General features: G+C 38.5%; 20 protein-coding genes and 1 tRNA gene. 18 read left to right on the top strand and 3 right to left on the bottom strand.

Going from position 1 to position 25,816, the window contains the following annotated elements; genetic code table 11:
• Nucleotides 1–8: 8 nt before the first annotated feature.
• Nucleotides 9–2,918 carry an insulinase family protein gene (locus EO112_RS02145; RefSeq protein ID WP_127162706.1) on the top strand — a complete coding sequence of 970 codons (2,910 nt, stop codon included), beginning with the start codon at nucleotides 9–11 and terminating at the stop codon, nucleotides 2,916–2,918.
• Nucleotides 2,919–3,043: 125 nt separating this feature from the next.
• Here EO112_RS02145 and EO112_RS02140 read toward each other — a convergent pair whose 3' ends face one another.
• From EO112_RS02140 to EO112_RS02130, 3 genes are read right to left on the bottom strand one after another with little or no spacing between them, the layout of a single operon-like run.
• Nucleotides 3,044–3,802: a TIGR03943 family protein gene (locus EO112_RS02140; RefSeq protein ID WP_164723746.1), complete on the bottom strand. Its 759-nt coding sequence runs from the start codon at nucleotides 3,800–3,802 to the stop codon at nucleotides 3,044–3,046.
• On the bottom strand, nucleotides 3,799–5,286 hold the full coding sequence (locus tag EO112_RS02135; protein ID WP_082717811.1) for a permease: 1,488 nt from the start codon (nucleotides 5,284–5,286) through the stop codon (nucleotides 3,799–3,801). The genes EO112_RS02140 and EO112_RS02135 overlap by 4 nt, the downstream gene beginning before the upstream one ends.
• Nucleotides 5,287–5,291: 5 nt before the next feature.
• The gene (locus tag EO112_RS02130) at nucleotides 5,292–6,332 is read right to left on the bottom strand and encodes a GTP-binding protein (protein WP_127162704.1); all 1,041 of its coding nucleotides are present in this window, start codon (nucleotides 6,330–6,332) and stop codon (nucleotides 5,292–5,294) included.
• Between the two features lie 275 nt (nucleotides 6,333–6,607).
• Here EO112_RS02130 and EO112_RS02125 point away from each other — a divergent pair, with 275 nt between their 5' ends.
• The 17 genes from EO112_RS02125 (at nucleotide 6,608) to EO112_RS02045 (ending at nucleotide 25,810) form a co-directional block, all read left to right on the top strand.
• A complete protein-coding gene (locus tag EO112_RS02125; RefSeq protein ID WP_127162702.1) occupies nucleotides 6,608–7,093 on the top strand; it encodes a ferritin in 486 nt (161 codons plus the stop codon).
• Between the two features lie 469 nt (nucleotides 7,094–7,562).
• On the top strand, nucleotides 7,563–8,039 hold the full coding sequence (locus EO112_RS02120; protein WP_127010920.1) for a CtsR family transcriptional regulator: 477 nt from the start codon (nucleotides 7,563–7,565) through the stop codon (nucleotides 8,037–8,039).
• A gap of 3 nt (nucleotides 8,040–8,042) precedes the next feature.
• Nucleotides 8,043–8,561 (top strand): UvrB/UvrC motif-containing protein, encoded by a 519-nt coding sequence (locus tag EO112_RS02115; protein WP_009372205.1) that lies wholly within the window; start codon nucleotides 8,043–8,045, stop codon nucleotides 8,559–8,561.
• A 9-nt stretch (nucleotides 8,562–8,570) separates the two neighbouring features.
• Nucleotides 8,571–9,644, top strand: a complete 1,074-nt coding sequence (locus EO112_RS02110; protein ID WP_127162700.1) for a protein arginine kinase — start codon at nucleotides 8,571–8,573, stop codon at nucleotides 9,642–9,644.
• Nucleotides 9,641–12,067 (top strand): ATP-dependent Clp protease ATP-binding subunit, encoded by a 2,427-nt coding sequence (locus tag EO112_RS02105; protein WP_127162698.1) that lies wholly within the window; start codon nucleotides 9,641–9,643, stop codon nucleotides 12,065–12,067. Before EO112_RS02110 ends, EO112_RS02105 begins: the two co-directional genes overlap by 4 nt.
• Nucleotides 12,068–12,210: 143 nt before the next feature.
• Entirely contained in the window at nucleotides 12,211–13,035 is an 825-nt protein-coding gene (locus tag EO112_RS02100) for a sirohydrochlorin cobaltochelatase (RefSeq protein ID WP_009372214.1), read from the top strand.
• Between the two features lie 161 nt (nucleotides 13,036–13,196).
• Entirely contained in the window at nucleotides 13,197–13,904 is a 708-nt protein-coding gene (gene cobI / locus EO112_RS02095; RefSeq protein ID WP_126941334.1) for a precorrin-2 C(20)-methyltransferase, read from the top strand.
• A gap of 10 nt (nucleotides 13,905–13,914) precedes the next feature.
• Nucleotides 13,915–15,294, top strand: a complete 1,380-nt coding sequence (locus EO112_RS02090; RefSeq protein WP_127162687.1) for a cobyrinate a,c-diamide synthase — start codon at nucleotides 13,915–13,917, stop codon at nucleotides 15,292–15,294.
• 112 nt (nucleotides 15,295–15,406) lie between these two features.
• A tRNA-Leu gene (locus tag EO112_RS02085) sits at nucleotides 15,407–15,490 on the top strand.
• Nucleotides 15,491–15,909: 419 nt separating this feature from the next.
• The gene (locus EO112_RS02080) at nucleotides 15,910–16,347 is read left to right on the top strand and encodes a hypothetical protein (protein WP_009372147.1); all 438 of its coding nucleotides are present in this window, start codon (nucleotides 15,910–15,912) and stop codon (nucleotides 16,345–16,347) included.
• A 188-nt stretch (nucleotides 16,348–16,535) separates the two neighbouring features.
• Entirely contained in the window at nucleotides 16,536–18,974 is a 2,439-nt protein-coding gene (gene secA, locus EO112_RS02075; RefSeq protein ID WP_127061318.1) for a preprotein translocase subunit SecA, read from the top strand.
• Between the two features lie 80 nt (nucleotides 18,975–19,054).
• Nucleotides 19,055–20,162 (top strand): peptide chain release factor 2 gene (gene prfB / locus EO112_RS02070; protein ID WP_240629050.1). Its coding sequence is split into 2 segments (ribosomal slippage): nucleotides 19,055–19,111 and nucleotides 19,113–20,162, totalling 1,107 coding nucleotides; the frame shifts between segments, so codons are not numbered across the junction.
• Nucleotides 20,163–20,172: 10 nt separating this feature from the next.
• The gene (locus tag EO112_RS02065) at nucleotides 20,173–20,892 is read left to right on the top strand and encodes a DUF2993 domain-containing protein (protein WP_009372211.1); all 720 of its coding nucleotides are present in this window, start codon (nucleotides 20,173–20,175) and stop codon (nucleotides 20,890–20,892) included.
• An 8-nt stretch (nucleotides 20,893–20,900) separates the two neighbouring features.
• Entirely contained in the window at nucleotides 20,901–22,925 is a 2,025-nt protein-coding gene (locus tag EO112_RS02060) for a DUF5693 family protein (RefSeq protein WP_127162685.1), read from the top strand.
• Nucleotides 22,918–24,009 carry a polysaccharide pyruvyl transferase CsaB gene (csaB, locus tag EO112_RS02055; protein ID WP_127162744.1) on the top strand — a complete coding sequence of 364 codons (1,092 nt, stop codon included), beginning with the start codon at nucleotides 22,918–22,920 and terminating at the stop codon, nucleotides 24,007–24,009. Before EO112_RS02060 ends, csaB begins: the two co-directional genes overlap by 8 nt.
• A 38-nt stretch (nucleotides 24,010–24,047) precedes the next feature.
• Nucleotides 24,048–24,875 carry a transketolase gene (locus EO112_RS02050; protein WP_127135512.1) on the top strand — a complete coding sequence of 276 codons (828 nt, stop codon included), beginning with the start codon at nucleotides 24,048–24,050 and terminating at the stop codon, nucleotides 24,873–24,875.
• A gap of 2 nt (nucleotides 24,876–24,877) precedes the next feature.
• Nucleotides 24,878–25,810 (top strand): transketolase family protein, encoded by a 933-nt coding sequence (locus EO112_RS02045; RefSeq protein WP_127162683.1) that lies wholly within the window; start codon nucleotides 24,878–24,880, stop codon nucleotides 25,808–25,810.
• Nucleotides 25,811–25,816 lie beyond the last annotated feature (6 nt).

Genomic DNA, 25,816 nt, shown 5'->3' with positions numbered 1-25,816 from the left:
GAGGTATTATGAAGTTAGATACAGTCTATGCAGGCTTTCGTGTAGAGCGAATTGAACCTGTTCAAGAGGTGAATGGCACAGCCTACATGCTTAAGCATGAGCAATCTGGTGCTCGTTTATTATACATAGATACGGAAGATACAAATAAAGTATTTCATGTAGCATTCCGTACACCCCCTCATGATAGCACAGGGGTAGCTCATATTTTGGAACATTCTGTGCTGTGTGGTTCTCGTAAATTTCCTTTAAAAGAGCCCTTTGTTGAACTAGTAAAAGGCTCTTTGAACACATTCTTAAATGCTATGACATACTCTGATAAAACAGTGTATCCAGTGGCAAGTAAGAATGATGCAGACTTTCATAATTTGATGGATGTCTATTTGGATGCCGTATTCTATCCTCGTGTAGCTAAGGATCCGATGATCGTTATGCAAGAGGGATGGCATTATGAATTGGAATCTCCAGAAGACCCATTGACCTATAAAGGCGTTGTCTATAACGAGATGAAAGGAGTGTATTCCTCACCTGACTCTCAATTAGATCATTACAAGATGAAATTGTTATATCCTGATACTACCTATGGGCATGATTCTGGTGGATATCCTGACAATATTACAGATTTGACCTATGAAAACTTTAAAGCCTTCTACGATTCTTATTACCATCCGTCCAATAGCTATATTTATTTATATGGAGATATGAATATTAAAGAAACCTTAGCATTTATCGATGGGGAATATTTGTCAAACTTCCAGGCTATTGACGTAGATTCTAGCATTGCCATGCAAGCTCCTTTATCTGAACCAGTGGTGGCATCTTTCCCATATGGTATTGGTAATGATGAAAGTGATAAGGGCAAAGCCATTCATTCCTTAACCTATGTATTCCCAGAAATGTCATTTACTCAAAGCTTAGCTTTTGAAGTGTTGAATCATGCCTTATTTACATCTGGCTCAGCGCCGTTGAAAGAAGCTTTAGTGAAAGCAAATATTGGTAGTGATGTAAGTGGCGCTTACATGGATGGGATTCGTCAGCCATTGTTTGAAATTAGTGTCACAGGTTCTGAAATAGAAAAACAAGCACAGTTGCAAGAAGTGGTGGAAAAAACATTACGCCAATTAGTAGATGCAGGTTTAGATAAGGAATTGTTAGAGGCATCCTTAAATCGTATTGAGTTCATTTTGCGGGAAGCCGATTTTGGAGGGCGTCCAATTGGTCTTGCTTACGGCTTACGAGTGATGGATAATTGGTTATATGATAAAGATCCTATTGAATTGTTACAATATGAACCAGTATTGAAAGCACTTCGTGAAGGATTATCTACCGATTTCTATGAAAACTTATTGCGTACCTATATTTTAGATAACACGCATAAAGGCTTAGTTTCTCTGTATCCAGAAAAAGGTTTGCAAGAGAAAAAAGAACAAGAAGAGACTGCTAAACTAGCGGCTATTAAATCAAATATGAGTGAAGAAGAAATAGCCCATATTATTGATCAAACAGCAAAATTAAAAGAAATGCAACAAGCCGTAGATTCTGAAGAAGCACTGGCAACAATTCCTTTATTAGAATTGTCCGATATTTCTCCTGTAGTAGAAGTAACACCACGTCGTGAAATTGACCATAAAGGTATTCATGTGCATCACATTGATGTACCAGCTCGTGGCATTAACTATGTTAGCTTGTATTTCAATATGGAATCCTTGCGAGAAGATGAATTATTCTATGCAGAGCTATTGTCAGATGTATTAGGCCGACTAGATACAGAACGTTTTACCTATGCAGAGATAGCAAAAGAAATAAATCTACATTTAGGCGGCTATACCATGGATGTATTGCCAGTCTCTATCCATAATGAACGTGATGCATTTGTACCATTAGCGGTTGTTCGTAGTAAGGCGTTAGCATCTAACATTGGTCATTTAACATCCCTACTTGGAGAAATTGTAGGACGCATAAAGTTTGATAGTCAAGAACGTCTTGTAGAATTATTAAAAGAAGGAAAGGCCATCTGGGATACAGAAGCATTCCGCCGTGGTAATACGATTGTTACTAACTTGCTTATGGCGAAAGTATCGAAAATTGGTAAATTTAGAGACCAAGATACATTAGGTTATTTCCGCCGTTTAGTCGAAGTCTTAGAGAATGAAACATTACTAGCTGGTGTGACAGAACAATTGATGAAAGTACAACAACGTTTATTCCGTAAAGATAACTTGGAAGTATCTTTTGTAGGTACTACTGAAGAACTAGAAACTTTCTTAGCACATCTAGACGATATCACTACTGTTTTAAGTGATGATAGTTGGGAAGCACAGCTAGAGATGACTCAATCCTATGTGAATGAAGGCTTAGCTACATCTGGTAAGGTACAATATGTGGCAAAAGGTGGTAATTTCCGTGATCATGGTGGTACACATACAGGTACTATGAGCGTCTTAGAAACTATGTTGCGCTACGATTATCTGTGGAATTTGATTCGCGTACAAGGTGGAGCGTATGGAGCCTTTGCGAACTTCCATAATAATGGTAATATGGTATTCTGTTCCTACCGTGATCCAAACTTAGAAAATACATTACAAGTGTACGATGGATTGCCGACGTATTTACGTGAATTAGATTTATCTCCACGAGAAATGCGTAAATATATCATTGGTACTATGAGTGGACTGGATGTATCTAATACACCATTCCTACAAGGAGCTCGTGCTATGAGCTTATACTTTGGGAACACCAATGAAGCAAATATGACGGCTTTCCGTCAACAAGTCTTGGAAACAACAGTAGAAGACTTACGTGGATTAGCAGATGTCATTGAAAAAGTACTACAAGACAACCATATCGCAGTCATGGGTAGCGAACAGCGTATCAAAGAAGCAGAACAGCTTTTTGACAAAGTGAGTAACCTAGTGCAATAACTTCATAAGAACATAGTAAAAGCCATACCCTATCTGGGAAACCAGAGGGGTATGGCTTTTGTGAGTTTATGATCTATAAAATAATAACGCACATCAGAATGTTCTGATGTGCGAATTTTTATTATTTAGTTAGGGAAAATATATCCATCGATAGCATCGGCTTGTGTAATTTTGCTGTTTACGATGTAAGGCTGTTCTACACCGTGGAAGTTACGAGTGCCGATAGTTCCTTCCATTGTATACCAAGTATGCTCTAATAATGGCGTAGTAGAGGAGTACTCAGTAGGTAATCCGAATGGTGACATATCTGCTACGCAACAAATCATTAGATCACGAGCTAATACAAAATCGTTACCTTGTAATGCTTTGTCATGATAAGAAATATAGCCTGTAGCAGATACTGTATATCCTTTATATTTTTCAATGTGATTAGATACTTTTAAAATGGTATCGTAATAATTTCTAGATGTTAATGTAATGTGTCGATGCGTATCATCGATACCATCACCAATGTTTTTATAATCGTTCGTTGGAACTGGTTCTTTGGTAATGGAAATAACTTGATCTACCGGTTCTTCTGCTGGTAATGCAAAGGCTTGGGCATGGAAGATGGATGGACTTAATAGTAAAGTACATAATCCGTATAGGATAGCATTTCGATACGAAGAGCCATAGGATTTACGGAATATGTTTTTACTCGCTTTAATCGTGCTCCATAATAGTAATAATGTCAAGGCCCATAGTAAAGCGATGATATAGGAATTAGGGGCAATTAAACGATAGATGGAGCCTGTTGTTAATAAATATAACAAGGACAGGCTGCAGCTAGCAGAGGCTACGATTTCTACCGCTGCGTGGATGTTAATTGTAGGAATGTATTTCATAGTGCATAACCTCCTATGATCGAAAATAGTATACATATAATCGTTGTTCCCAGAATAATGGAAATACTATATACTTTCACAAAGGAATTAGGGAACAGATTTCGTAATAAGACGTAGTTTTTAATATCTAATAGAGGTCCAAACAGTAAGAATGCCAAGATTCCTGGTAAAGGAATAACGTTCATAAAGGACCGGGCGATAATGGCATCTGCAGTAGAGCAGATGGATACGCAAAAGGCGAGTGCCATCATGCCGAAGATGACTAAAATGGAGCCAGATAAGGATATATCTTGCAACCATTGTTTAGGTAAAAATAATTGTAACCCACTACTTAGTATAGACCCAATTATGATAAAGGGCAATAGGCGTAAGGTTTCTTCTTGTAATCTTCCGAAAAATCCTATGTCTTTTGACAGTGATTTTACTAGAGTTAATTGTTTCCATGGAGGGAATGCATCAGTACGACCGTAGATACGAGAGCCACAATATTGGCTTACAATAAAAGCTAGCAAAATTCCTAGTACAGGTCGTCCCCAGAGTATCGTAGGTTCTTTTGGGAACGCATAATACGTGGAGAGTAGTACAATGGGATTTAGCAAAGGACTAATCATCGTAAAGAATAGACTAACTTTCGGTTCCATACCTTGCCGTGTTAGGCTGCGTAAGATAGGGATTACCGCGCAATCACAGAGTGGCATAGTACAAGCCATGATAATAGCTAGTATATAGGCAAATATAGGAGACCGATGTAAATATTTTTCGATACGATAGGGAGAGGCATATTGTTCTACGATGACGGAAATACCAGTCCCTAAGAGCAAGAATGGTATCATCTGTAATAAGATGGCCGTGGTCATAGTTACCCAATTAGGCTGTGCATAAAACATATATCCCAAGGCCAATAGGATAGGGATGATCGCATATTGTTTCCATTGAGGTTTAGACGTTTGTATTGGTTTTGTAATAGGCCATTGCTTCATATCTTGGCAGGCAATCCAAGTGCTATTAGGAGCTAATTCAGTATACTCTTTAGCCTTTTCTTGCGTAGTATTGCCCAGTATGACCGTATCGCTATAGCGAATTTGTGAAAGAGGAATTTCCCCTAAATACGGTAATTGTGACTCCACCCATTCTGGATGGGTTACATAATAGACATGTTTAATAGTTAGCATATCTCCTAAGGGAGAGCGGAGAAAAAGTGTTTCAAACTGTTCTAGGGACCCCATTCCATTCCATTCGATCCAAAGTTCACGATACTGATGGTCTTGTAATATTTGTTGACAAGTGGAGATAGTGTTCTTGGGATCATCGTCGATGGAGAAAGTATGTACTCTTTCGTTGGAAAGAGCAGGACTTTGTAAGCCCTGCTCAAATTGAAAGAGAAGAACATTTGAAATTTTATGACTTTCGATACCAGCTGTGATGGCACTTGTCTTTCCTGAACCGAGAAAGCCCATCACTACATAGGTGGGAATAGTTTGCATAAGTTCTATATTGTTCCGTTAATAAAAGACTGTAACGCATCATTGTTCAAAGATGGACCAATGATGGTTAAATATGAATCATGTAACGTGGTAGGAGTAATCTCTAAACCAGTTCCATTGTATTGTACCAAAGCTTGTCCACCTGTAGAAAGAGGGATGCAACCTTTTAAGCGTAATATATGGCCGGTTGTATTCGTTTCAATGAGAGCTTTCAAATGATGTTGCCACTCATCGATGGTGCGGGGTAAGGTACACTCCACGGTACATGTCAAGAAAGCATCTTTGGCTTGTGCATGATGAGCGATGTGATCATGATGGGGAATCTCAGGATGATTCCGGGCTGTATGATGACCTTTATGGTTTTCAATGTTCTTGTTAGGAGATAAGGCCGACACGGCTTGTTCTCGTGGATACATTGAAATATATTTTGAAAGGGTAATCTCATTCCAAGGCAATATATATATAGGAGCTGCTGGGTTTAAGAGACGAATAATTTCTAAGGTGTTTTGTAGCAAATCTTCATCTTCTTGGTGGCTAATAAATACTTGGCTAGAGTAAGCAATTTGATCTTTAAAGAAGACACCAAAGTTTTTATAATACATAGGCGCCCGCATAGCATCCACAATGGACACACAACCGGTGAGCTCAATGCGTTTTGCAATAGATGAATCTTTGCAAATAGCTAGAATATCTGATAGTTGACTGACTCCTGATGGTTCAATAATAATATAATCCACATCTTGGGTGTCTAAAATATCTACTAAAGCTCTACGAAAATCGCCGGCTAAGCTACAACAAATGCATCCAGATGTGAGCTCGCGAACAGTATAGCCTTTTTCCCGGAGGATAGCTCCATCTAAATTGACTTGACCAAAATCGTTTTCTAAGATTAAAACTCTTGTTGGATCTGGTAATTCTTGTATGAGTTGCTGAATAAAGGTTGTTTTCCCAGCACCTAAAAAACCAGAGACGATATAGACTTTTACTTTATGAGAGCTTAAGTTTTGTTTAGCTCTAGTAAAAGCACGACTGATTAGCTTAATCATACATTTCACCTCCAATGTGTATAATGCTATATATAATAAAATGAAAGTTCTTGCATGAATAGTATACTCTCTTTTAGTCAGCTATGCATGAATGATTGAGCATTTCAGTCTGTGTAACTTACAGCTATTATCAAAATACATGATAAATGATAAAAAATCGAAAAAAATAGAAAAAGGATATTGATTTATTTCGATTTATCTGTTATAATGAAAACACGATGTGGGAACACATCAGTGTATTGTCAATTTATAAATAGTATATGAGGTATAAAAATATGAATCAAAAAGTAGCACAAGCTCTTAACGAACAAGTAATTTTCGAATTTAATGCAGCATCCACATACTTAGCTCTTTCCTTAGCTATGGCTGATGCTAACTTCAAAGGTTTCTCCGCATGGTTACGTGCACAATACCAAGAAGAAGTAACTCACGCTTTCAAATTCATTGATTACTTACAAAGCAACAACGAAAAAGTAACACTAGGTGATGTAAAAAACACAGCATCTACATTGACTAATCCTTTAGAAGTAGCAAAAGCTGTATTAGCTCATGAACAAATGATTACTAGCAAAATCCACAATTTGTATGCATTAGCATTAGAAGAAAAAGATTATGCTACAGTATCTTTCTTGAACTGGTTCGTAGAAGAACAAGTAGAAGAAGAAGCGAATGCAACTGACCTAGTAGATCAATTCACATTTGCACAAGATAGCCGTTCTGCACAATTATTCTTGGACTCCAAATTAGGCAGCCGTCAATAATTGCTACACTCGCTCTTACAGTGAAGTGAGAACTTCATATCAAACCTATTACACATAAAACACACACAAACATAACAAACACACATAATACAAAACCTAACACACAACACATATAACACATATAACACATATAACTAAACAAAATAATGATATTTGTAAGAGTGATGTTGTTTGCTGGAATATACAATAGGTAGCCTTTCTAATAGAGGGGCTACTTATTTTTATTGTGCCATCGATGTGGGGCGTTATTCGTATATGAATAGGGTCCTACAATTTTTTTTAAATAAAAAAGTCAAAAAGTCAAAAAAAGTATTTGACAAAGGTCAAAAAGTCAGATATACTTTAACCATAGAAAAGAACAAAAAGTCAAAAAGTGGTTGCCTCTTTCATCATAAAGAGGAACTTAATTCTTTTAAAAAGTCTAGTTGTGATGATGGTACATCATGAATTAAAGAAATGAGGATATACTATGAGTATTTTAGCAGATAAAATTGAACAATTTATATTGACGAAATTGTTAGAGGAGCAGGAAGGTATTACGCTTAGGAGAAATGAACTAGCGGAGGCTTTAGATTGTGCACCATCACAAATTAGTTATGTGTTGAGTACACGTTTTTCTAATGATCGAGGGTTCCTTGTTCAGTCTAGACGTGGACTAGGTGGATCTATCACAATTACTAGAGTTATGGAACCAGTGAGAAAACAAGTCTTGATTCCTTTAGAACAATCTCCACAACGTAATGAAGATGAACCTGCAATTACAATTGGTCACATTGACCAAGTATTATTTCAACATATGAAAGAAGCGCGTATTACAAAACGTGAAGCAGCGATGTTGCATGAAGCATTTGTTAGAATTTTACAAGATGTACCAGTGGAACGTAGAAAAGAAGCAGCGGAGCGTTTTTATCAAGCCATTATGAACATCATAAATGAGGAGGTGTAGACTATGAAATGTGATTCTTGTGGTAAAGAAAATGCAAACATTCATATGACATCTATTGTGAATGGAGCAAAAGAGGAGCATCATTATTGCCAACAATGTGCGAATCAAAAAGAGCAGGGAGGTGGAACCATGTTTTCCTCTATGTTTGATGATAGCTTTTTTAATAATCAATTTTTTGCCAATGTTATGTATCCTCAAAGTGCATTGGGGAATAGCAAACAGATTACTTGCCCACAATGTGGCATGACTATATCGGCGTTTAATCATCAAGGTCGATTAGGTTGTGATAGATGCTACGAAGCGTTTCGAGCACACTTAGTTCCCTTAATTAAGCGTATTCAAGGATCTATTTCTTATGAAGGTCGCATTCCTCAACGAGGAGCGGCAGATTTGAAAGTAGAGCAAACTATTAAGCAATTACGAAATGAGCTAATTCAGGCGGTAAAGGAAGAGCAATTTGAAAGAGCTGCACAAATTCGTGATGAAATTAAGTCGTTAGAACAGTCTAAAGAATCAAATTAAGGAGGGTCTATGTTACACACTATTTTAGATGAGGCGTTGTCGCCTTGGATGAAAGAAACCGGCTTAGATCATCGCATTGTTTTATCTAGTCGCATTCGACTAGCAAGAAACTTTAAAGGAGTATCCTTTACAAATCGGGGAGATCTCAATGATTTAACTAAGGTTGATGGGTATATGCGGTCTATGGTTGCCCCTTTACAAACATCCTATGGTAAAAGCTTTTCAAAAATTAACTTGGCATCATTAAGCCCTATGGAACGAGATGTGCTAGTAGAAAAACACTTAATTTCTCCTAATTTGGCGACCCAGAGTCAAGAACGAAGTGTCATCATTTCTGAAGATTCTCGTATTGCCATTATGGTGAATGAAGAAGATCATTTGCGGATTCAGTCCATGGAATTAGGATTACAATTAGAAAAAGCCTATGAACGAGCGGTAGCTATTGATGATGTGATAGAAAGTAAATACGATTATGCGTTTTCAAAAGACTTTGGATACTTAACTGCCTGTCCTACCAATGTAGGAACGGGGATGAGAGCATCTGTGATGGTTCATGTTCCAGCGTTATCAATGACGGGCAAATTACAGCGTATTATTCGTAGTATTATCCGCATGGGCTATTCTGTACGAGGTCTCTATGGTGAAGGATCTGAGGGATTAGGCCATGTATATCAAATCTCTAATCAGCAAACGATGGGAATCAGTGAACAGTCAACGATTGACCAACTTTCACAGATTGTACAAGGTGTTGTAAAAGAGGAAGAAAAAGCACGGTCTGAATTATGGACTACAGATAAAGAAGGCATAGAAGATAAGGTGTGGAGGTCCTATGGTATTTTGACCCATGCACGCCGTATTTCAGGAGAAGAAGCCTTGGCCTTATTGAGTGATGTGCAGTTAGGCATAGATATGAAATTAATAGATGTGACCATGAACTTTCATGAAATGCTAGTCATTACAAGACCAAATTTTCTGGCCAAATTAGTGGGGAAAGAGTCGATGGGCTCGCAGGAACGTGATAGTCAAAGGGCACAAGTAATACAAGATACCTTATTACGAGGTTCAAAAGGAGGAAGAAAATGATAGAAAGATATACAGAAGGGGCAAAACGTGCGTTAGCAATTGCCCAAGAAAAAGCAGTTGAATATAAACATAATTATGTAGGAACAGAGCATTTGTTGCTAGGCCTTGTGGAAGAAGAAAAATCAGTGTCTGCACGTGCGTTGCTAGCCTTAGGAATAGAAGGTAAGGCATTGGAACAAGAAGTGATTCGTGCAGTTGGTAAAGGTACGCATAGTGGAGGTCAATTACAAATGACACCGCGTACGAAACATGTATTGGATTTAGCGCAACAAGCCGCTAATGGTCGTGGACATAACTACATCGGTACAGAGCATATTTTATTAGGCCTATTGTACGATGGTGGTGGGGTAGCCATGCAATTATTGGCAGCAAAAGGAATTCGTCCAGAAGATGTAGTAGAAAAAGTAAATGCTATTGTAGGTGGAGAAGAACCAAGTTCTAATCCAACACAAGGCACAGCTAGTGATTTAGGCGAAATTTCTGACTATGCTATAGATCTTAATGAAAGTGCAAAACAAGGCAAAATTGATCCTGTCATTGGTCGTGATACAGAAATTCAACGGGTGATTCAGATTTTAAGCCGCCGCACGAAAAATAATCCAGTTCTTATCGGAGAACCTGGGGTAGGTAAAACAGCCATTGCAGAGGGGTTAGCACAACGCATTGTCAGTGGTGATGTGCCGGATGTATTACGAGATAAGCGCATTATTTCTGTCAGCTTGAGTTCCATGTTAGCAGGAGCTAAATATCGCGGAGAATTTGAAGAACGTTTGAAAAAAGTGATGGATGAAGTGCAGGATCATGATGACATGATTGTATTTATTGATGAAATTCACACTTTGATTGGAGCAGGTGCTACAGAAGGAGCTATGGATGCAGCGAATATCTTGAAGCCAGCCTTAGCACGTGGTAATTTCCAAGTGATTGGAGCTACTACATTAGACGAATATAAAAAGCATATCGAAAAAGATGCTGCTTTAGAACGTCGTTTCCAACCAGTACAAGTGGGGGAACCAAGTGAAGAAGATGCGTTATCTATTTTGAAGGGCTTACGTGATCGCTACGAAGCATTCCATAAGGTACAAATTACAGATGAAGCCTTGGCAGCAGCTGTACATTTATCAAGTCGTTATATTGCAGATCGATTCTTGCCAGATAAAGCAATCGATGTCATGGATGAAGCAGCATCGAAAGTGCGTATGGCTGTGTTTACGGCAACTCCAGATGTGAAAGCATTAGAAGATGAGTTAGTACAAGTGCAAAAAGAAAAAGAGGCAGCTGTGACAGCCCAAGACTTTGAGCGAGCAGCTACACTTCGTGATAAAGAAAAAGAATTAGAATCTGACATTGCATCAAAACAAGAAAATAGCAAAAAAGATAATGAATCCAAGTTAGTGGTTACAGAATCTGAAATTGCTGCAGTAGTGTCTGAGTGGAGTGGAATTCCTGTTTCACGTGTGGCAGAGGAAGAATCAGAACGATTGCTACGTTTAGAAGAAGAATTACATCAACGTGTCATCGGTCAAGATGAAGCTGTCGTAGCTGTATCAAAAGCTGTCCGCCGTGCTAGAGCGGGATTAAAAGATCCAAAACGTCCAATTGGTTCTTTCCTATTCTTAGGTCCTACTGGGGTTGGTAAAACAGAATTAGCTAGATCCTTAGCATCCAATTTATTTGGCGATGAAAATGCTATGATTCGTATCGACATGTCAGAGTATATGGAAAAACATGCGGTGAGCCGTTTAGTGGGAGCGCCTCCAGGCTATGTAGGATATGATGAAGGAGGTCAATTAACTGAGGCTGTTCGTCGTCGCCCATATAGTGTGGTTCTCTTTGATGAAGTGGAAAAAGCGCATCCAGACTTCTTTAATATCTTATTACAAGTCTTGGATGATGGACGATTAACGGATAACCAAGGTCGCACAGTCGATTTCAGAAATACCGTGATCATTATGACAAGTAACTTAGGAGCGCAATATCTCAAAGAAGATGCGGCAGCTATGGGATTCTTAGCAGCTAAAGGAGAAGAAGAAAGTGGAAAAGATAAAGAGTCTATGAAAAAGGATGTACTCCAAGCTGTAAAATCTCATTTCCGTCCAGAGTTTTTAAATCGTATTGATGAAATGATTGTTTTCCATGCTCTAGAAACAGAACAATTGCAAAGTATTGTACGTATTTTATTGCAATCTGTGACAACACGATTACATGAACAAGGTATGGAACTAGAAGTATCTGATGAAGCTATGAATAAAATCGTGGCAGAAGGAACTGACTTTGCTATGGGGGCAAGACCTTTGAAACGAGCTATCCAACGGTTAGTAGAAGATCCAATTTCTGATGCTATCTTAGAAGGTAAAGCAGGAGAAGGTAAAACAATTCATGTAGTAGTAGAAAATGATGATATTGCGATTACTGTAAAGTAAAATAAGAAACGAGCTATACTTAGTTGTTATGAAGGCAACTGGGTATAGCTCTTTTATAATGACTTATATTTATTTTACAGAACTCTGTTTTTCTTATACACTATAGGATAGGTATGTTCTTAATTTAAGTATGAGGTATAGATATGAAAGAGATTATATTAGTTACATCTTTTGGCTCTACTGTAGACAGCGCAAGAGAAAATCAAATTTTCCCAGTCGTAGATGCCATTCGTAAAGCAAATCCGAGTCATGAAGTACGGTTAGCCTTTACATCACGTATTGTTATTAAGCGTTTGAAAGATAGAAATATTATATTCCAAAATGAAATTGAGGCTATGGAAGCGATTGTAGAAGAAGGCTATGAGCGCATTATTGTGCAGCCTACACATTTAGTAGGTGGTGCAGAGTTCGATAAGCTTCGTAAAAATATTATGGCTTTCAAAGGACAAGGCTCTGTACAAGAAATCGTATTTGGCAGACCTCTTTTGTATTTCATGGGACAAGAGGAGGAAGTACCAGACGATTACCAAATCTTGATTGATCGCTTTATTAAGGCCTTACAGGTTCCTGTAACAGAAGATTTACTCTTAGTAGGTCATGGTGGATTTAATGTAGGGAATGCATCATACGCAGCGCTACAATTGAAATTACAATATGAAGGTTTACGTAATACATCCATTGCTACATTGGAAAATTTCCCAACACCTGAAGATATTTTAGAACGATGGGAACGTGAAGGTCACGAACCCAAGAAAGTACATTTACATCCCTTATTATTAGTCTGTGGTGACCATGCATTGAATGATTTATTCGGAGAGGAAGAAGATAGTTTACTTTCTGAATTAACAAAAGCAGGCTATGAAGTGGTACAATACGAAAAAGGTCTTGGTGAATATGCCGAAATTCAAGACATCTATGTAGAACACTTAGCAGATGCTATGCGAGGTTTATACCAAAGACGATTATAAAATTATAAATCATGCATGTCGGTGGTTGTGCGACTTAATAAGAGAAATACTTGGTGGTGTCGTGTACATTCATAGCAAGTCATGATATACTAATTAATTATAGTAGTTTGGAGTTAGTGATTCTTACTAGTTCAATGTTGATATATAAAAGAGGTGTCCTGATGAAAGGTAAATTATATGGTATTGGTGTAGGTCCTGGGGACTCTGAGTTGATGACTGTAAAAGCTGCTCGCATTGTGGGAGAAGCAGATGTCATTATTACACCGAAAACAGAAAAAAAAGATGGCTCTGTAGCCTTACATATTGCAGAACCATATATTCAAGAACATACAGAAATCGTACCTGTTGTATTCCCAATGGTATTGGATGATAATGAACAATCTAAAGGTTGGGAAGAAGCACGTAGAATCATTACTGGATTACTAGAAGAAGGTAAAAAAGTTGTATTCTTAACATTGGGAGATCCAATGTTCTACAGTACATATATGTATGTATATCGTTTAGTTGAATCTGCTGGTTTTGATATTGAAACTATTCCAGGTGTTACTGCATTTTGTGCAATCGGATCCCACTTGGGGTACCCAATTGTAGAAAAAGAAGAAGTATTAGCGATTATTCCAGCTACAGCACCAAAAGAAAAAATTGATGCTGTACTTGCCGTAGCTGATGATGCAGTCATTATGAAAGTGTATCGAAACTTCTCTGAAGTGCAAGAAACACTTCGCAAACATGATATGGCAGAAGAGGCTGTGATGATTTCTCGCGTGGGACTACCAGAGGAAGAAGTGTATCGTAATGTAGATGCTTTGCCATCTGATACAAAATTAAACTATTTATCTACAATTTTGGCGAAACGTAAAGATCGCTAAGAGGTATTTTATGAACACTGTACAACGACCAAGAATTGTTATAGCAGGCACCAACTCTGGTGTTGGAAAAACAACCATTGTAGCAGGGCTATTGGCGGCTTTGACAGAACAGGGCAAAGCGGTACAGGCATTTAAAGTAGGCCCAGATTATATTGATCCGGGTTTTCATAAAATTGCTAGTCAACGAGAATGCTATAATTTAGATACTTGGCTTGTGCCACCACATAAGTTGATTCCCTTTTTTGTGGGGCAAGCGGAGACTGCTGATATTTCTATTATAGAAGGTGTGATGGGTCTTTATGATGGGGGACGTGAAGGCGTTAGTTCCACTGCGCAAGTTGCCAAGGATTTAAAAGCTCCGGTGGTGTTAGTTATCGATTGTAAGGCTATGGGAGAAAGTGCGGCAGCCATTGCTAAAGGCTTTCGTGATTATGACCCAGAGGTACAATTTGGTGGGGTTATCTTAAACCGATTAGGATCGGATAATCATGAACATATGATACGGACGGCGATGAAGAAATTAGGGGTTCCTGTACTAGGTGCCATTCGTCGTGATGAGCGCATGCAATCACCAGAACGTCATTTAGGATTGACACCAGTGACAGAAGTTGATCCTACAGAGGCTATTGCTACCATTCGTGAAGCTGTGAAAGTCATGGTGAATTTAGAAGCCTTAGTAGAGTTAGCTCAAAGTGCGGCGGACTTGTCTGTGGGAACTGAGGAGGTAGTAGAGGCTATAGAAAAACGCGCGCGCATTGGCATCGCCTTGGATGAAGCATTCTCCTTCTACTATCCAGCTAGCCTAGCAGCGTTAGAAGCAGAAGGGGCGGAGTTGCATTATTTTAGTCCTTTACAAGATGAATCCTTGCCAGATGTAGATGGGATCTTTTTTGGTGGTGGTTTTCCAGAGATGTTTTTATCTCAATTAGGGAATAATGAATCTATGAAAGATAGTATACGTAAGGCCAGTGAAAAAGGTATGCCAATCTATGCGGAATGCGGCGGTCTCATGTATATGACAGAAGCAGTGACTGATTTCGAAGGAAATACGTATCCTATGGTGGGGATTGTACCAGCTACCTGTGAAATGCAGCAAAGCTTACAACGTGTAGGTTATGTAAGTGCTACTATGTTGGAGCCAAGTATTTTAGGGTCTGTGAAAGATACTTTACAGGGACATGAGTTTCATTTTTCTACTATGACACCTACACAAAGTCCATTTCCTTGGGCCTTTGAGTTAGTAGGAGGGCGTAAGCCTAAGGCCTATCAAGGGGGATACTCCTATAAAAATATTTTAGCCTCTTATTTGCATATAAATTTTTCAGGTAGTGAGGCAGCGGCTAGAGCTTTTGTAGATTCTTGTGAGACTTATGGACAAGGTAAATCTTGAGGGATACTATAAGAAATATAAATGCAAGAATAATTTGCGTTTTAAGTATAATAGAGGGGTAGAAAAAGATTGACAATTTTTCTGCTCCTGTGTATACTAATATCATTGACGAGCCGGAGTGGCGGAATGGCAGACGCACTTGACTCAAAATCAAGCGGGTAACACCGTGTGGGTTCAAGTCCCACCTCCGGCACCAAGGATTAGCAGATACTGTGTAAACAGTATCTGCTTTTTTATTTTTGATATATATTACTAGAAAGTTGGAGATATTTCTAGCTGTATATTGGACAGTAGTTTTTAATGTAAATATATAGCGTCAGTACATAATGTTACTATATATGATTAAAAGTGCTGATATATAAAGCATTATGAGTATTTTATATGACTTTTATAGTGGGAAATAATTGACGAATAGTGAAAAAATATATATTATAAATACAAATCAGGATGATAATCAATAGCAAAATATCAACTTTTGTTATACTTTGTAAAGAACGCCCATATTTTTGCGAAATGAAATAGTAAGAGAAAGGAGGAGCCCTAGGCCGGGCGAATATGAAAGATGGTCTATAAGAACGTATAGAATTAATAGAAACACCAGTAAGGGGGATACCTATGAATGAATACGATTATACATTAGACAAAACAGGTTTTTATAAGATCCTTTTTAGTACGTCGTTGACAGTAGCCAAAGAACAACTGCAAACGGCTTTAACACCGAAAAAGTTAGCAGGTGCGGTGGAGTATATGTGCATGCTTTGTACCTGTATGAATATGGCCATCAATCAAAATCAATTGGAGAGTGCTAAGTTTAATGATGGAATTGTAGAAGAGTATGTCAGTTTGGTGGATGTAATTATTCGCAATGAAGGAAGTATTAATTATGTGCAGGCTGTAAAGATCGATGAGTTATATATGAAGTCTGCTGATTTAGTTCGTTCTTTATTAGAAGGAGTAGCCTTGACAGAACAACTACGGGAGCTACAACGATCCTATCGGTATTGGAATATGAAACAAAGGATGCAAAGTACGTATAAAACTTTGCTGCATTAGTCATAATAAGTATAGAATGCTAGGAAGTCTTCGTTGCAGGAGACTTCCTAGTATTTGTTTTGTGAGTGTTCCATGAAGATGTTTTAAAAAGCGCAGTTCTTTTTGACTATTAAGTGCTAGTAGGCTATAATAATCTAGATACATAGTATTTAATTGAAATACTTTCCATATTTAAGGAGTTGAGATATTTGTTAGGTTTTATACAAAAGCTATTGGGCAATAAAAATGCAAAAGAAATTAAACGGATTCGGTCCATTGTTGAAGAAATTAATGGACTGGAACCGTCTTTGTTATCCTTGAGCGATACTTCTTTGCGAGCTAAAACAGAAGAATTCAAAGAAAGGTTGGCTAAAGGTGAAACATTAGATGATATTTTGCCAGAAGCATTTGCTGTAGTTCGTGAAGCATCTAAACGTGTATTGGGCATGCGTCATTTCGATGTGCAAATGATTGGTGGTATTGTATTACATCGTGGTAATATTGCAGAAATGCGTACAGGTGAAGGTAAAACTTTGGTAGCTACCTTACCAGTATATTTAAACGCTCTATCTGGTAAAGGTGTTCACGTGGTAACCGTTAATGATTATTTGGCTAAGCGTGACAGCGAGTGGATGGGACGTTTATATAATTTCCTAGGTTTATCTACTGGCTTAATCGTAGCTGGTTTAGATTACGATCAACGGAAACAATCCTATGGAGCAGATATCACGTATGGTACAAACAATGAGTTTGGCTTTGACTATTTACGTGACAACATGGTTATCCATGCAGATCAAATGGTACAACGCCCATTGAACTATGCTATTGTCGATGAGGTGGATTCTATCTTAATTGATGAAGCTCGTACACCACTCATTATTTCTGGTCCAGGGGAACGCTCTACAGAACGCTATTATGAATTAGCTAAAATAGTGCCACACTTGGTGAAAGATGAAGATTACACTATTGATGAAAAACAAAAAACGATTGCCCCTACAGATGAAGGGATTGCAAAAGTTGAAAAAATGTTACACATCGAAAACTTATATGATTCCTCTAACTTAGAATTGAATCACTTGTTAAGTGCTTCTCTTCGTGCCTATGCTATGATGGAGCGAGATAAAGATTATGTCGTGAAAGATGGCGAGGTTGTTATTGTTGATGAATTTACTGGTCGTTTGATGTTCGGTCGTCGCTATTCCGATGGCTTACACCAAGCCATTGAGGCAAAAGAAGGCTTACGTGTAGAACGTGAAAGTCAAACCTTAGCATCTATTACTTTCCAGAACTATTTCCGTATGTATGAAAAATTGTCTGGTATGACTGGTACAGCGAAAACAGAAGAACAAGAATTTAATAACATTTACGGTTTGGAAGTTTACGAAATTCCGCCGAATAAAGTGTTGGCACGTATTGATATGCCTGATTTAATCTTTAAAACAAAAGAGGCTAAATATCGTGCTGTAGTTCGTGATGTAGTGGAACGTCATAAAACAGGTCAACCAATCTTGGTGGGTACTACTTCCATTACGCAATCTGAAATGCTTAGTGATATGTTGACGAAAGCTGGCGTACCACATAATGTATTGAATGCGAAACATCATGAAAAAGAAGCGGAAATTGTTGCTAATGCAGGTCAGTATGGTATGGTAACAATTGCTACCAATATGGCGGGTCGTGGTACAGATATTTCCTTAGGAGAAGGAGTAGCTGAACTAGGTGGCTTACATATTTTGGGTACTGAGCGACATGAAAGTCGTCGTATCGACAATCAGTTGCGCGGTCGTTCTGGCCGTCAAGGGGACAATGGTTCCTCTCAATTCTTCTTATCTTTGGAAGATGATTTAATGCGTATTTTTGGCGCAGATAATATTGCTGGTATGATGGATAAATTAGGTATGGAAGAAGATGAGCCAATTGAGCATTCTTTGATTACTAAATCCATCGAACGAGCACAGAAAAAAGTAGAAAATCATAACTTTAATATTCGTAAGTATATCTTGGAATATGATGATGTTATGAATCAACAACGGGAAGTATTATACGGACAACGTCGTTTGATCTTAAATAACCAATCCTTGCGTGAAACGATTTTACATATGGTAGATAACTTAATTATCAACTCTATGAATCAATATGCAGATGAAAAATTGTATCCAGAAGAATGGAACTATGAAGGTTTATTAAAGCATTTAGAGATCTATTTCTTAGAACCAGGTATGTTGACAGTGGAACAAATGGAAGAGTATGGTCGTGCAGAATTACAGGACCACTTAATTGACATTGCCCACAAAGAATATGAAAAACGTGAATCCTTATTTGGAGAAGCAAATATGCGTGAGCTTGAGAAAGCAATCATGCTAAAAGTTGTGGATAGCAAATGGATGGAACATTTGGATGCTATGGATATGTTAAAAGAAGGGATTGGCCTACGCGCTTATGGACAAAAAAATCCATTAGTAGAATATAAGTTTGAGGCTTATGACATGTTCGAAAATATGAAACAAGCTATTACGGATGAAACAATTATGTATTTATACCGTATCCAAATTAATGTGGACACAATAGCAGAAGAAGAACCGGTTGATCATCTAGCTGATGCTAAGACCCACCATGAAGACGTGTTGGAACCACAAAACGTAGACTAGACTTTCATGGCCACGCAGCGAGGTGACACATCTCCTGTGCGGCCATTTGTTTTATAGAATGAAAGAAAGAGGTGAATAAATTGTTAGAAGACTTAAAAGGTCCTATTGACAATTTAGAGGAGCGTATTTTTGGAATGAGGGATTCACTTTAACATCGCTCAAAAAGAAGAACGCATATTAACATTAGATATAAAAATGAGTGATCCTGATTTTTGGAATGATCCAGATTCAGCTCGTGATATTTCCCAAGAAGCTACGCAATTAAAAGATGCTGTAGAGGGATATAAAAAGCTCGTTACAGACATTGAAGAAGCAAAGCTCATGTTAGAAATGGCCATCGATGAAGAAGATGTATCTATGGAAGGTGAGCTGACTACTATGGTAGAGCAGTTGACCCATGAAGTAGAACATCGTGAAGTATTGCTTTTATTAAGTGGTGAATACGATAAGAACAATGCCATCCTTACATTCCATGCTGGTGCCGGTGGTACGGAGGCACAAGATTGGTGTTCTATGTTGATTCGTATGTACTTGCGGTGGGCAGAAAAACAAGGGTATAGTATTTCTCTTATGGATGAACAAGTAGGAGATGAAGCGGGCATTAAAAGTGCCACATTCCTCATCAAAGGGGAAAATGCTTTTGGGTATATGAAATCTGAAAAAGGGGTCCATCGTTTAGTTCGTATTTCTCCTTTTGATTCTGCCGCACGTCGCCACACATCATTCTGTGCTGTCGACGTGATGCCGGAAATTGATGAAACTGTAGAAATTAATTTGGATATGAAAGATGTACAGGTAGATACGTACCGTGCTAGCGGTGCAGGTGGACAGCACATCAACAAAACAGACTCTGCAGTACGTATGACACATATTCCGACAGGGATTGTCGTACAGTGTCAAAGTGAACGCTCACAAATTCAAAATAGAGAGCAATGTTTAAAATTATTGCGAGCTAAATTATTTGAATTAGAGTTAGAAAAACAAGCTGAATTAAAAGAACAATTAGGCGGCACGTATCAAGCTATTGAATGGGGAAGTCAAATTCGTTCTTATGTGTTCCATCCTTATAATATGGTAAAAGATCATCGTACCAGTGTGGAAACTGGTAATGTACAGGCGGTTATGGATGGTAACCTAGATCAATTTATGGAAGGTTTCTTGAAGAAAGAAGCGAATTTATCAATATAATGGAGTGACCGTGAGAAATTTCTTTTTAAAAACAATAGTGTTTATCTTAGTAGTAGTCGGTATTATCCTAGGGCTTTCTTCCTTAGTATTACCATCCTTCGTAAGTAGTCAGGTGGAATCTAGACTGCAAGGGGCTTTACATCCAGAAGCGCAATCTATGCGCATTGAATCATCGCCAGGAATTAAGTTAACCTTAGGAGACATTGATTCATTTCGCGGCTATTTGGATGGTGTTATGCTAGGTAAATTGAAAGTCCAACGACTAGCTTTTGATTTACGACAAATTAAAGTGGAGCCAGTAGAGCTGTTTTTAGAGGAACGATTGCACTTCACTAGTTTTGGGCAAGGTCATATTGAGGGAATCATACATCAAGATGATTTGAAACAATATATTGAACAGCAGTTATCTGAAAAAGGTACAAAAGGTTTGACGATTGAAACAGTCGATATATCTGATCGAGGTGTTGTTATGAGTGGTCAGATTGATGTAGGTGGCTTTTTATCAGGTAAGGTAACTATACAAGGTCATTTGGAGATTGAAGGTAATACACTACAATTTTCTACTGAAAAGTTATCCATTGGTGGTGCTAGTTTGAATCGCTTGTCTAGCGGAGCTGTGAAAGCGATACCTCTTTATAATTTTGAAAACTTCCCAATTCCTGTTCATTTGGATCGTGTAGAAACGGGGCGTGAAGAGATTCACGTATTTGTTCATCCAGTAACACAGTAGGAGGAACTATGAAGTTAAAAAACATATCTTTCTATACATGGATTTTATTAGCTTTTCTTGTTGCTGGTATTGTAAGTGGATTACTATTAGTAAAAGAGCGTCATTACATTGAGGCTCAGCAAGAACAAATTGAAAATATTATAGATTATGATGGTTTACTTCGTGCTAATGCCTATGAAAAAAGGTCTCTAGGGGAGGCAATTGTATCTGCCAAGGAGGCTGGGATTACAGCATTAGCTATTTATGATAGAACTTTACAAAAAGAAACCGATGCTGGTCATATTCGCATGTATACTTCCAATGATTTAGAACGATTGCAAATCAAAGGAGTGCAACCAGGTAATACCTATATCGGAATGATTCCAGGTAAAGAAGCTTACTTTCAAGAAGTACAGGATGATTTATTGCGCCGTTTAGGTCAAAATAAAGTACATATATTGCAAACAGATCTAGGCCCTATGTTAGGATTAGCTTTACCAAGTGATTCTTTAAAAGATATGAATTTAGGTATTTCTAAATTACAAGCTGAGGAAGTAGCTAAACTTGGCTTTCATGTGATTGTTCGACCAACAAATTATAAAGGTGCCACAGTAGAAGACGTAGATCATGTATTCCAACGTATTGATGGTATATCTGGTGTAACAGGCATGATTTTTGTTGGAAAAGAAGCATTAGGATATCCATTACATGTGGATCGCACACTGGAGCAATTAGAGAAACGTCAAATTCCGCTAGTAGGAATTGAAGCAGTGAATCAATTGCAATATTTTCCACAAGCAGGGTTCTTGGAGATGGCCAATGCCAATCATTATAAAGTGGGAAGATTGTACACAGTATCTAAGGAAGAAGTGCGTAAGTTAACCCCAGCTGAGTTAATTCAATGGTTCTATATTAGCGATATTGAACGAAATATACGGTATAACTTGTTTCCAATTTATGAACAAGGTGTAGATAATAAAACTGCTTTAGAAACTACATTGTTTGTGGCGAAACAAGTGACAGACAAACTACAAGCTCGTGGTTTTACTACTGGAGAAGCCTCTGTATATCCAGTGTACTTCCCGAATACCCTGTTGCGATTGTTAACGATGACAGGTGTCATAAGCTTGGCTACACTTACATTAGGTCAGTTCGTACATATACGTAAATCATATTTACTAGGTCTATTCGCACTGGGCAGTATCGTTTCTATTGGCATTTATATATTGACCACAGGGACAAAAATTATGTCGGCTTGGGCACTAGTAGCAGCTATTTCTGCTCCAGTATTGGCAATGACGATGATCTTTGATTGTTGGTCAAAACGGAACCACACGGGTATATCCCCTTGGAGAAGTACCATAGAATCTGTGGTATATCTAGTCGTAGCAGCTCTAATAGCTGCTATTGGAGGAATTAGTATTGCAGCCATGTTAGGTAGTACGCAGTTCTTCATGGAGTTTGCTTTATTCCGAGGTGTAAAATTAACCTTTGTGGCACCAGTACTATTGACAGCCATAGCATATTTGCAACGCTTTCCTATATGGAAAGGACGAACTATATCTTCTGTAAGTGATGTGAAATCTTTTATTACGGAATTTGTTCAAATTGATATTAAAGTCTATAGTTTATTAATCGCTGGGGCTTTAGCGGTAGTGGCCTATGTCTTTGTAGGGCGTAGTGGTCATACAGCTGGCGTACCAGTACCGTCTTGGGAACTAGCTTTACGTAGGTTTTTAGAAAACACGATGTATGCTCGTCCTCGTGAAAAAGAGTTTTTAATCGGTCATCCAGCTTTTATGCTGGCAGCCTATGCTGTGGGACGCCGCATTCCAATGGTCATGCACTTTGCTTTATCCATAGCGGCAGTCATAGGTATTGCTTCTATGGTGGAAACGTTCTGTCATTTACGTACGCCAGTGTACATGTCCATTGCTCGTGGTTATGATGGATTATTATTGGGTATCGTCATAGGTTTAGTAGCGATTATAGCGGTACGTTTCATTGGCTATGGCATTCGTTGGTTCCAAGGACGAGGTGAAAGTCATGTGTAAGATACTCATTTCCGGTTATTATGGATTTGGTAATGCCGGAGATGAAGCGCTATTGAGTTCTATTTTGCAAGCATTGCTGGAATTAGAACCAAAGGCCGAGATTACGGTGATTTCTGGAAATCCTAGTGAAACTATGAGCACTCATAAGGTGAAAGCCATTGGTCGTTTTGATATGTGGAAGATATACCAAGCTGTATATTCTTGTGATATGCTCATCAGTGGCGGTGGTAGTTTGTTGCAAGATGTAACAAGTGCTCGCAGTTTGTATTATTACTTAAGCATTATTGCGTTAGCGAATACATTGGGAAAACGAGTGATGATTTATGCACAAGGTATTGGACCTTTGCGTAAATCCTTAGCCCGTAGTACGGTGGGGCGTGTCTTGAATCAAGTGTCTATGATTACTGTACGAGATCATGCCTCAAAAGAAGAGCTGCTTTCACTAGGTATACATCATGTACCAATTACAGTAACTGCTGATGCTGTGTTAGGGATGCACCCAGTGGAGGCCACAGCAGGTCGTGATATATTGGCATCGTATGGGGTTCCTCTAGACCGACCAATTGTGGGTGTTTCCGTACGTGCTTGGAAAGATTGCACAGAGTATCAAACTACATTGGCAGAGGCTCTAGATCAGATTCATCGAGAAACAGAGGCTCATATCGTGTTTATTCCTATGCAATATAGGGAAGACACGATGGAGGCAGAAGCCATTGCCAAACGGATGACAGTTAGATCGACGGTTTTGGCTGATGCCTATAGCACAACAGAGCTACTGTCATTGAGTAGTTGTGTGGATGTCATGATAGGTGTACGGCTCCATGCATTAGTATTTAGTGCGTTAATGGAAACACCTTGCTTAGGGATCTCTTATGACCCTAAAATTTTAAACTTTCTTCATATGATTGGGGAAGTGCCAGTAGGTGATTTACATACATTAACAGTAGAACCTATTGTGGCACGTACAGTAGAAGTGTTGGAACGAAAGACTTTCACCAAAACTGTGTTAGAAAACATCCATGAACTACGAAGAAATGCCTTAGAGAATGCCCGCATTGCCATTGGCATGCTGCATGATAAATAATTTACCTTAGAATTGTGTATAACACGGGAGGGTATAGTATGTTAACACTTGAACAAAAACAATTGATACAAGAAAAAGCAAAAGCAATTCGTGTAAACATCGTGAAAGCTGTTACAGCAGCAAAATCTGGTCATCCAGGTGGATCCTTATCTATTGCTGATGTAATGAGTTTGTTGTACTTTCAAGAAATGAATGTAAATCCAAATGAGCCGAAAGATCCAAATCGCGATCGTTTTGTCTTATCCAAAGGACATGCTGCACCAGCTCTATATGCTACATTAGCAGAAAAAGGGTTCTTCCCAACAGAAGAATTATTAAACTTGCGTAAAATCGACCATATCTTGCAAGGTCATCCAGATATGAAATACATTCCAGGTGTAGATATGTCTACTGGTTCCTTGGGACAAGGTATTTCTGCAGCATGTGGTATGGCATTGGCAGGTAAGATTGATGGAGCCTCCTACCGTGTGTACTCCGTACTAGGTGATGGCGAATTAGAAGAAGGACAAGTATGGGAAGCAGCGATGTTTGCAGCACATTATAAATTGTCTAACTTAACAGCTTTTGTAGATTTTAATGGATTACAAATTGACGGCGATATCACAAAAGTTATGAGTCCATTACCAATTGATGAAAAATTTAAAGCTTTCGGTTGGCATGTGATCGTGGTGGATGGTCATGACATTGATGCTTTACACGAAGCAGTTACAGAAGCAAAAGCAACTACAGATAAACCGACTATGGTGATTATGAATACTGTTAAAGGGAAAGGTGTACAAGCTATGGAAGGCCAAGCAGGTTGGCATGGTAAAGCGCCATCACAAGAGGAATGTGACAAATTTGTAGCGGAATTGTTGGAGGTGTAATCATGGGAAAAGCGACTCGTGAAGCATATGGTACAGCCTTAGTAAAAGTGGGGGCTACTCATAAAGATGTTGTTGTATTAGATGCAGATTTATCAAAATCTACAAAAACTGATGAATTTAAAAAAGTATATCCTGAACGATTCTTTAATGTAGGGATTGCAGAGCAGAACTTAATTTCTGTAGGTGCTGGCTTAGCAGCAGCAGGAAAAGTGCCATTTGTATCTTCCTTTGCTATGTTTGCTACCGGTCGTGCCTTTGAACAAGTGCGGAACGCCGTATGTTATCCAAAATTAAATGTAAAAGTATGTGCTACTCATGCAGGGATTACTGTCGGTGAAGACGGTGCGACACACCAAAGTTTAGAAGATATTTCTTGTATGCGTACATTGCCTAATATGACAGTTGTGGTACCAGCAGATGCAGCAGAAACAGAAGCTGTCATAGCTTGGGCAGTAGAGTATCATGGCCCTGTGTATGTACGTTTAGGACGTGCTGGTGTAGAAGATGTGACATCAGAAGGATACACATTTATACCGGGTAAATCTCAACAATTACGTGACGGTAAGGATGCTACGATTATTGCCTGTGGTGCCTTAGTAGGACCAGCAGTAGAAGCAGCAGCTACATTAGAAGCAGAAGGCATTTTTGTACGTGTTATCAACATGGCATCTATTAAACCAATTGATGGAGAAGCAATTGTGAAGGCCGCAAAAGAAACGGGAGTATTGATTACTGCTGAAGAACATAATGTGATTGGTGGCTTAGGTAGTGCGGTAGCGGAAGTAGTGGTAAAAGAGTATCCAGTACCAATGGAATTTGTCGGTGTGAAAGATACCTTTGGTGAATCTGGTACACCAAAAGAATTGATGGCAAAATATGGATTAACAGCAGCTGATATTGTAGCAGCTACCAAACGAGGTATAGCACGAAAATAGGAAGGG

It is taken from the genome of Veillonella sp. VA141, assembly GCF_003992175.1.
In the GTDB taxonomy this organism is placed as follows: domain Bacteria; phylum Bacillota; class Negativicutes; order Veillonellales; family Veillonellaceae; genus F0422.
The sequence above is the reverse complement of the archived record's forward strand: the minus strand, read 5'-3'. Positions and strand labels throughout refer to the sequence as shown.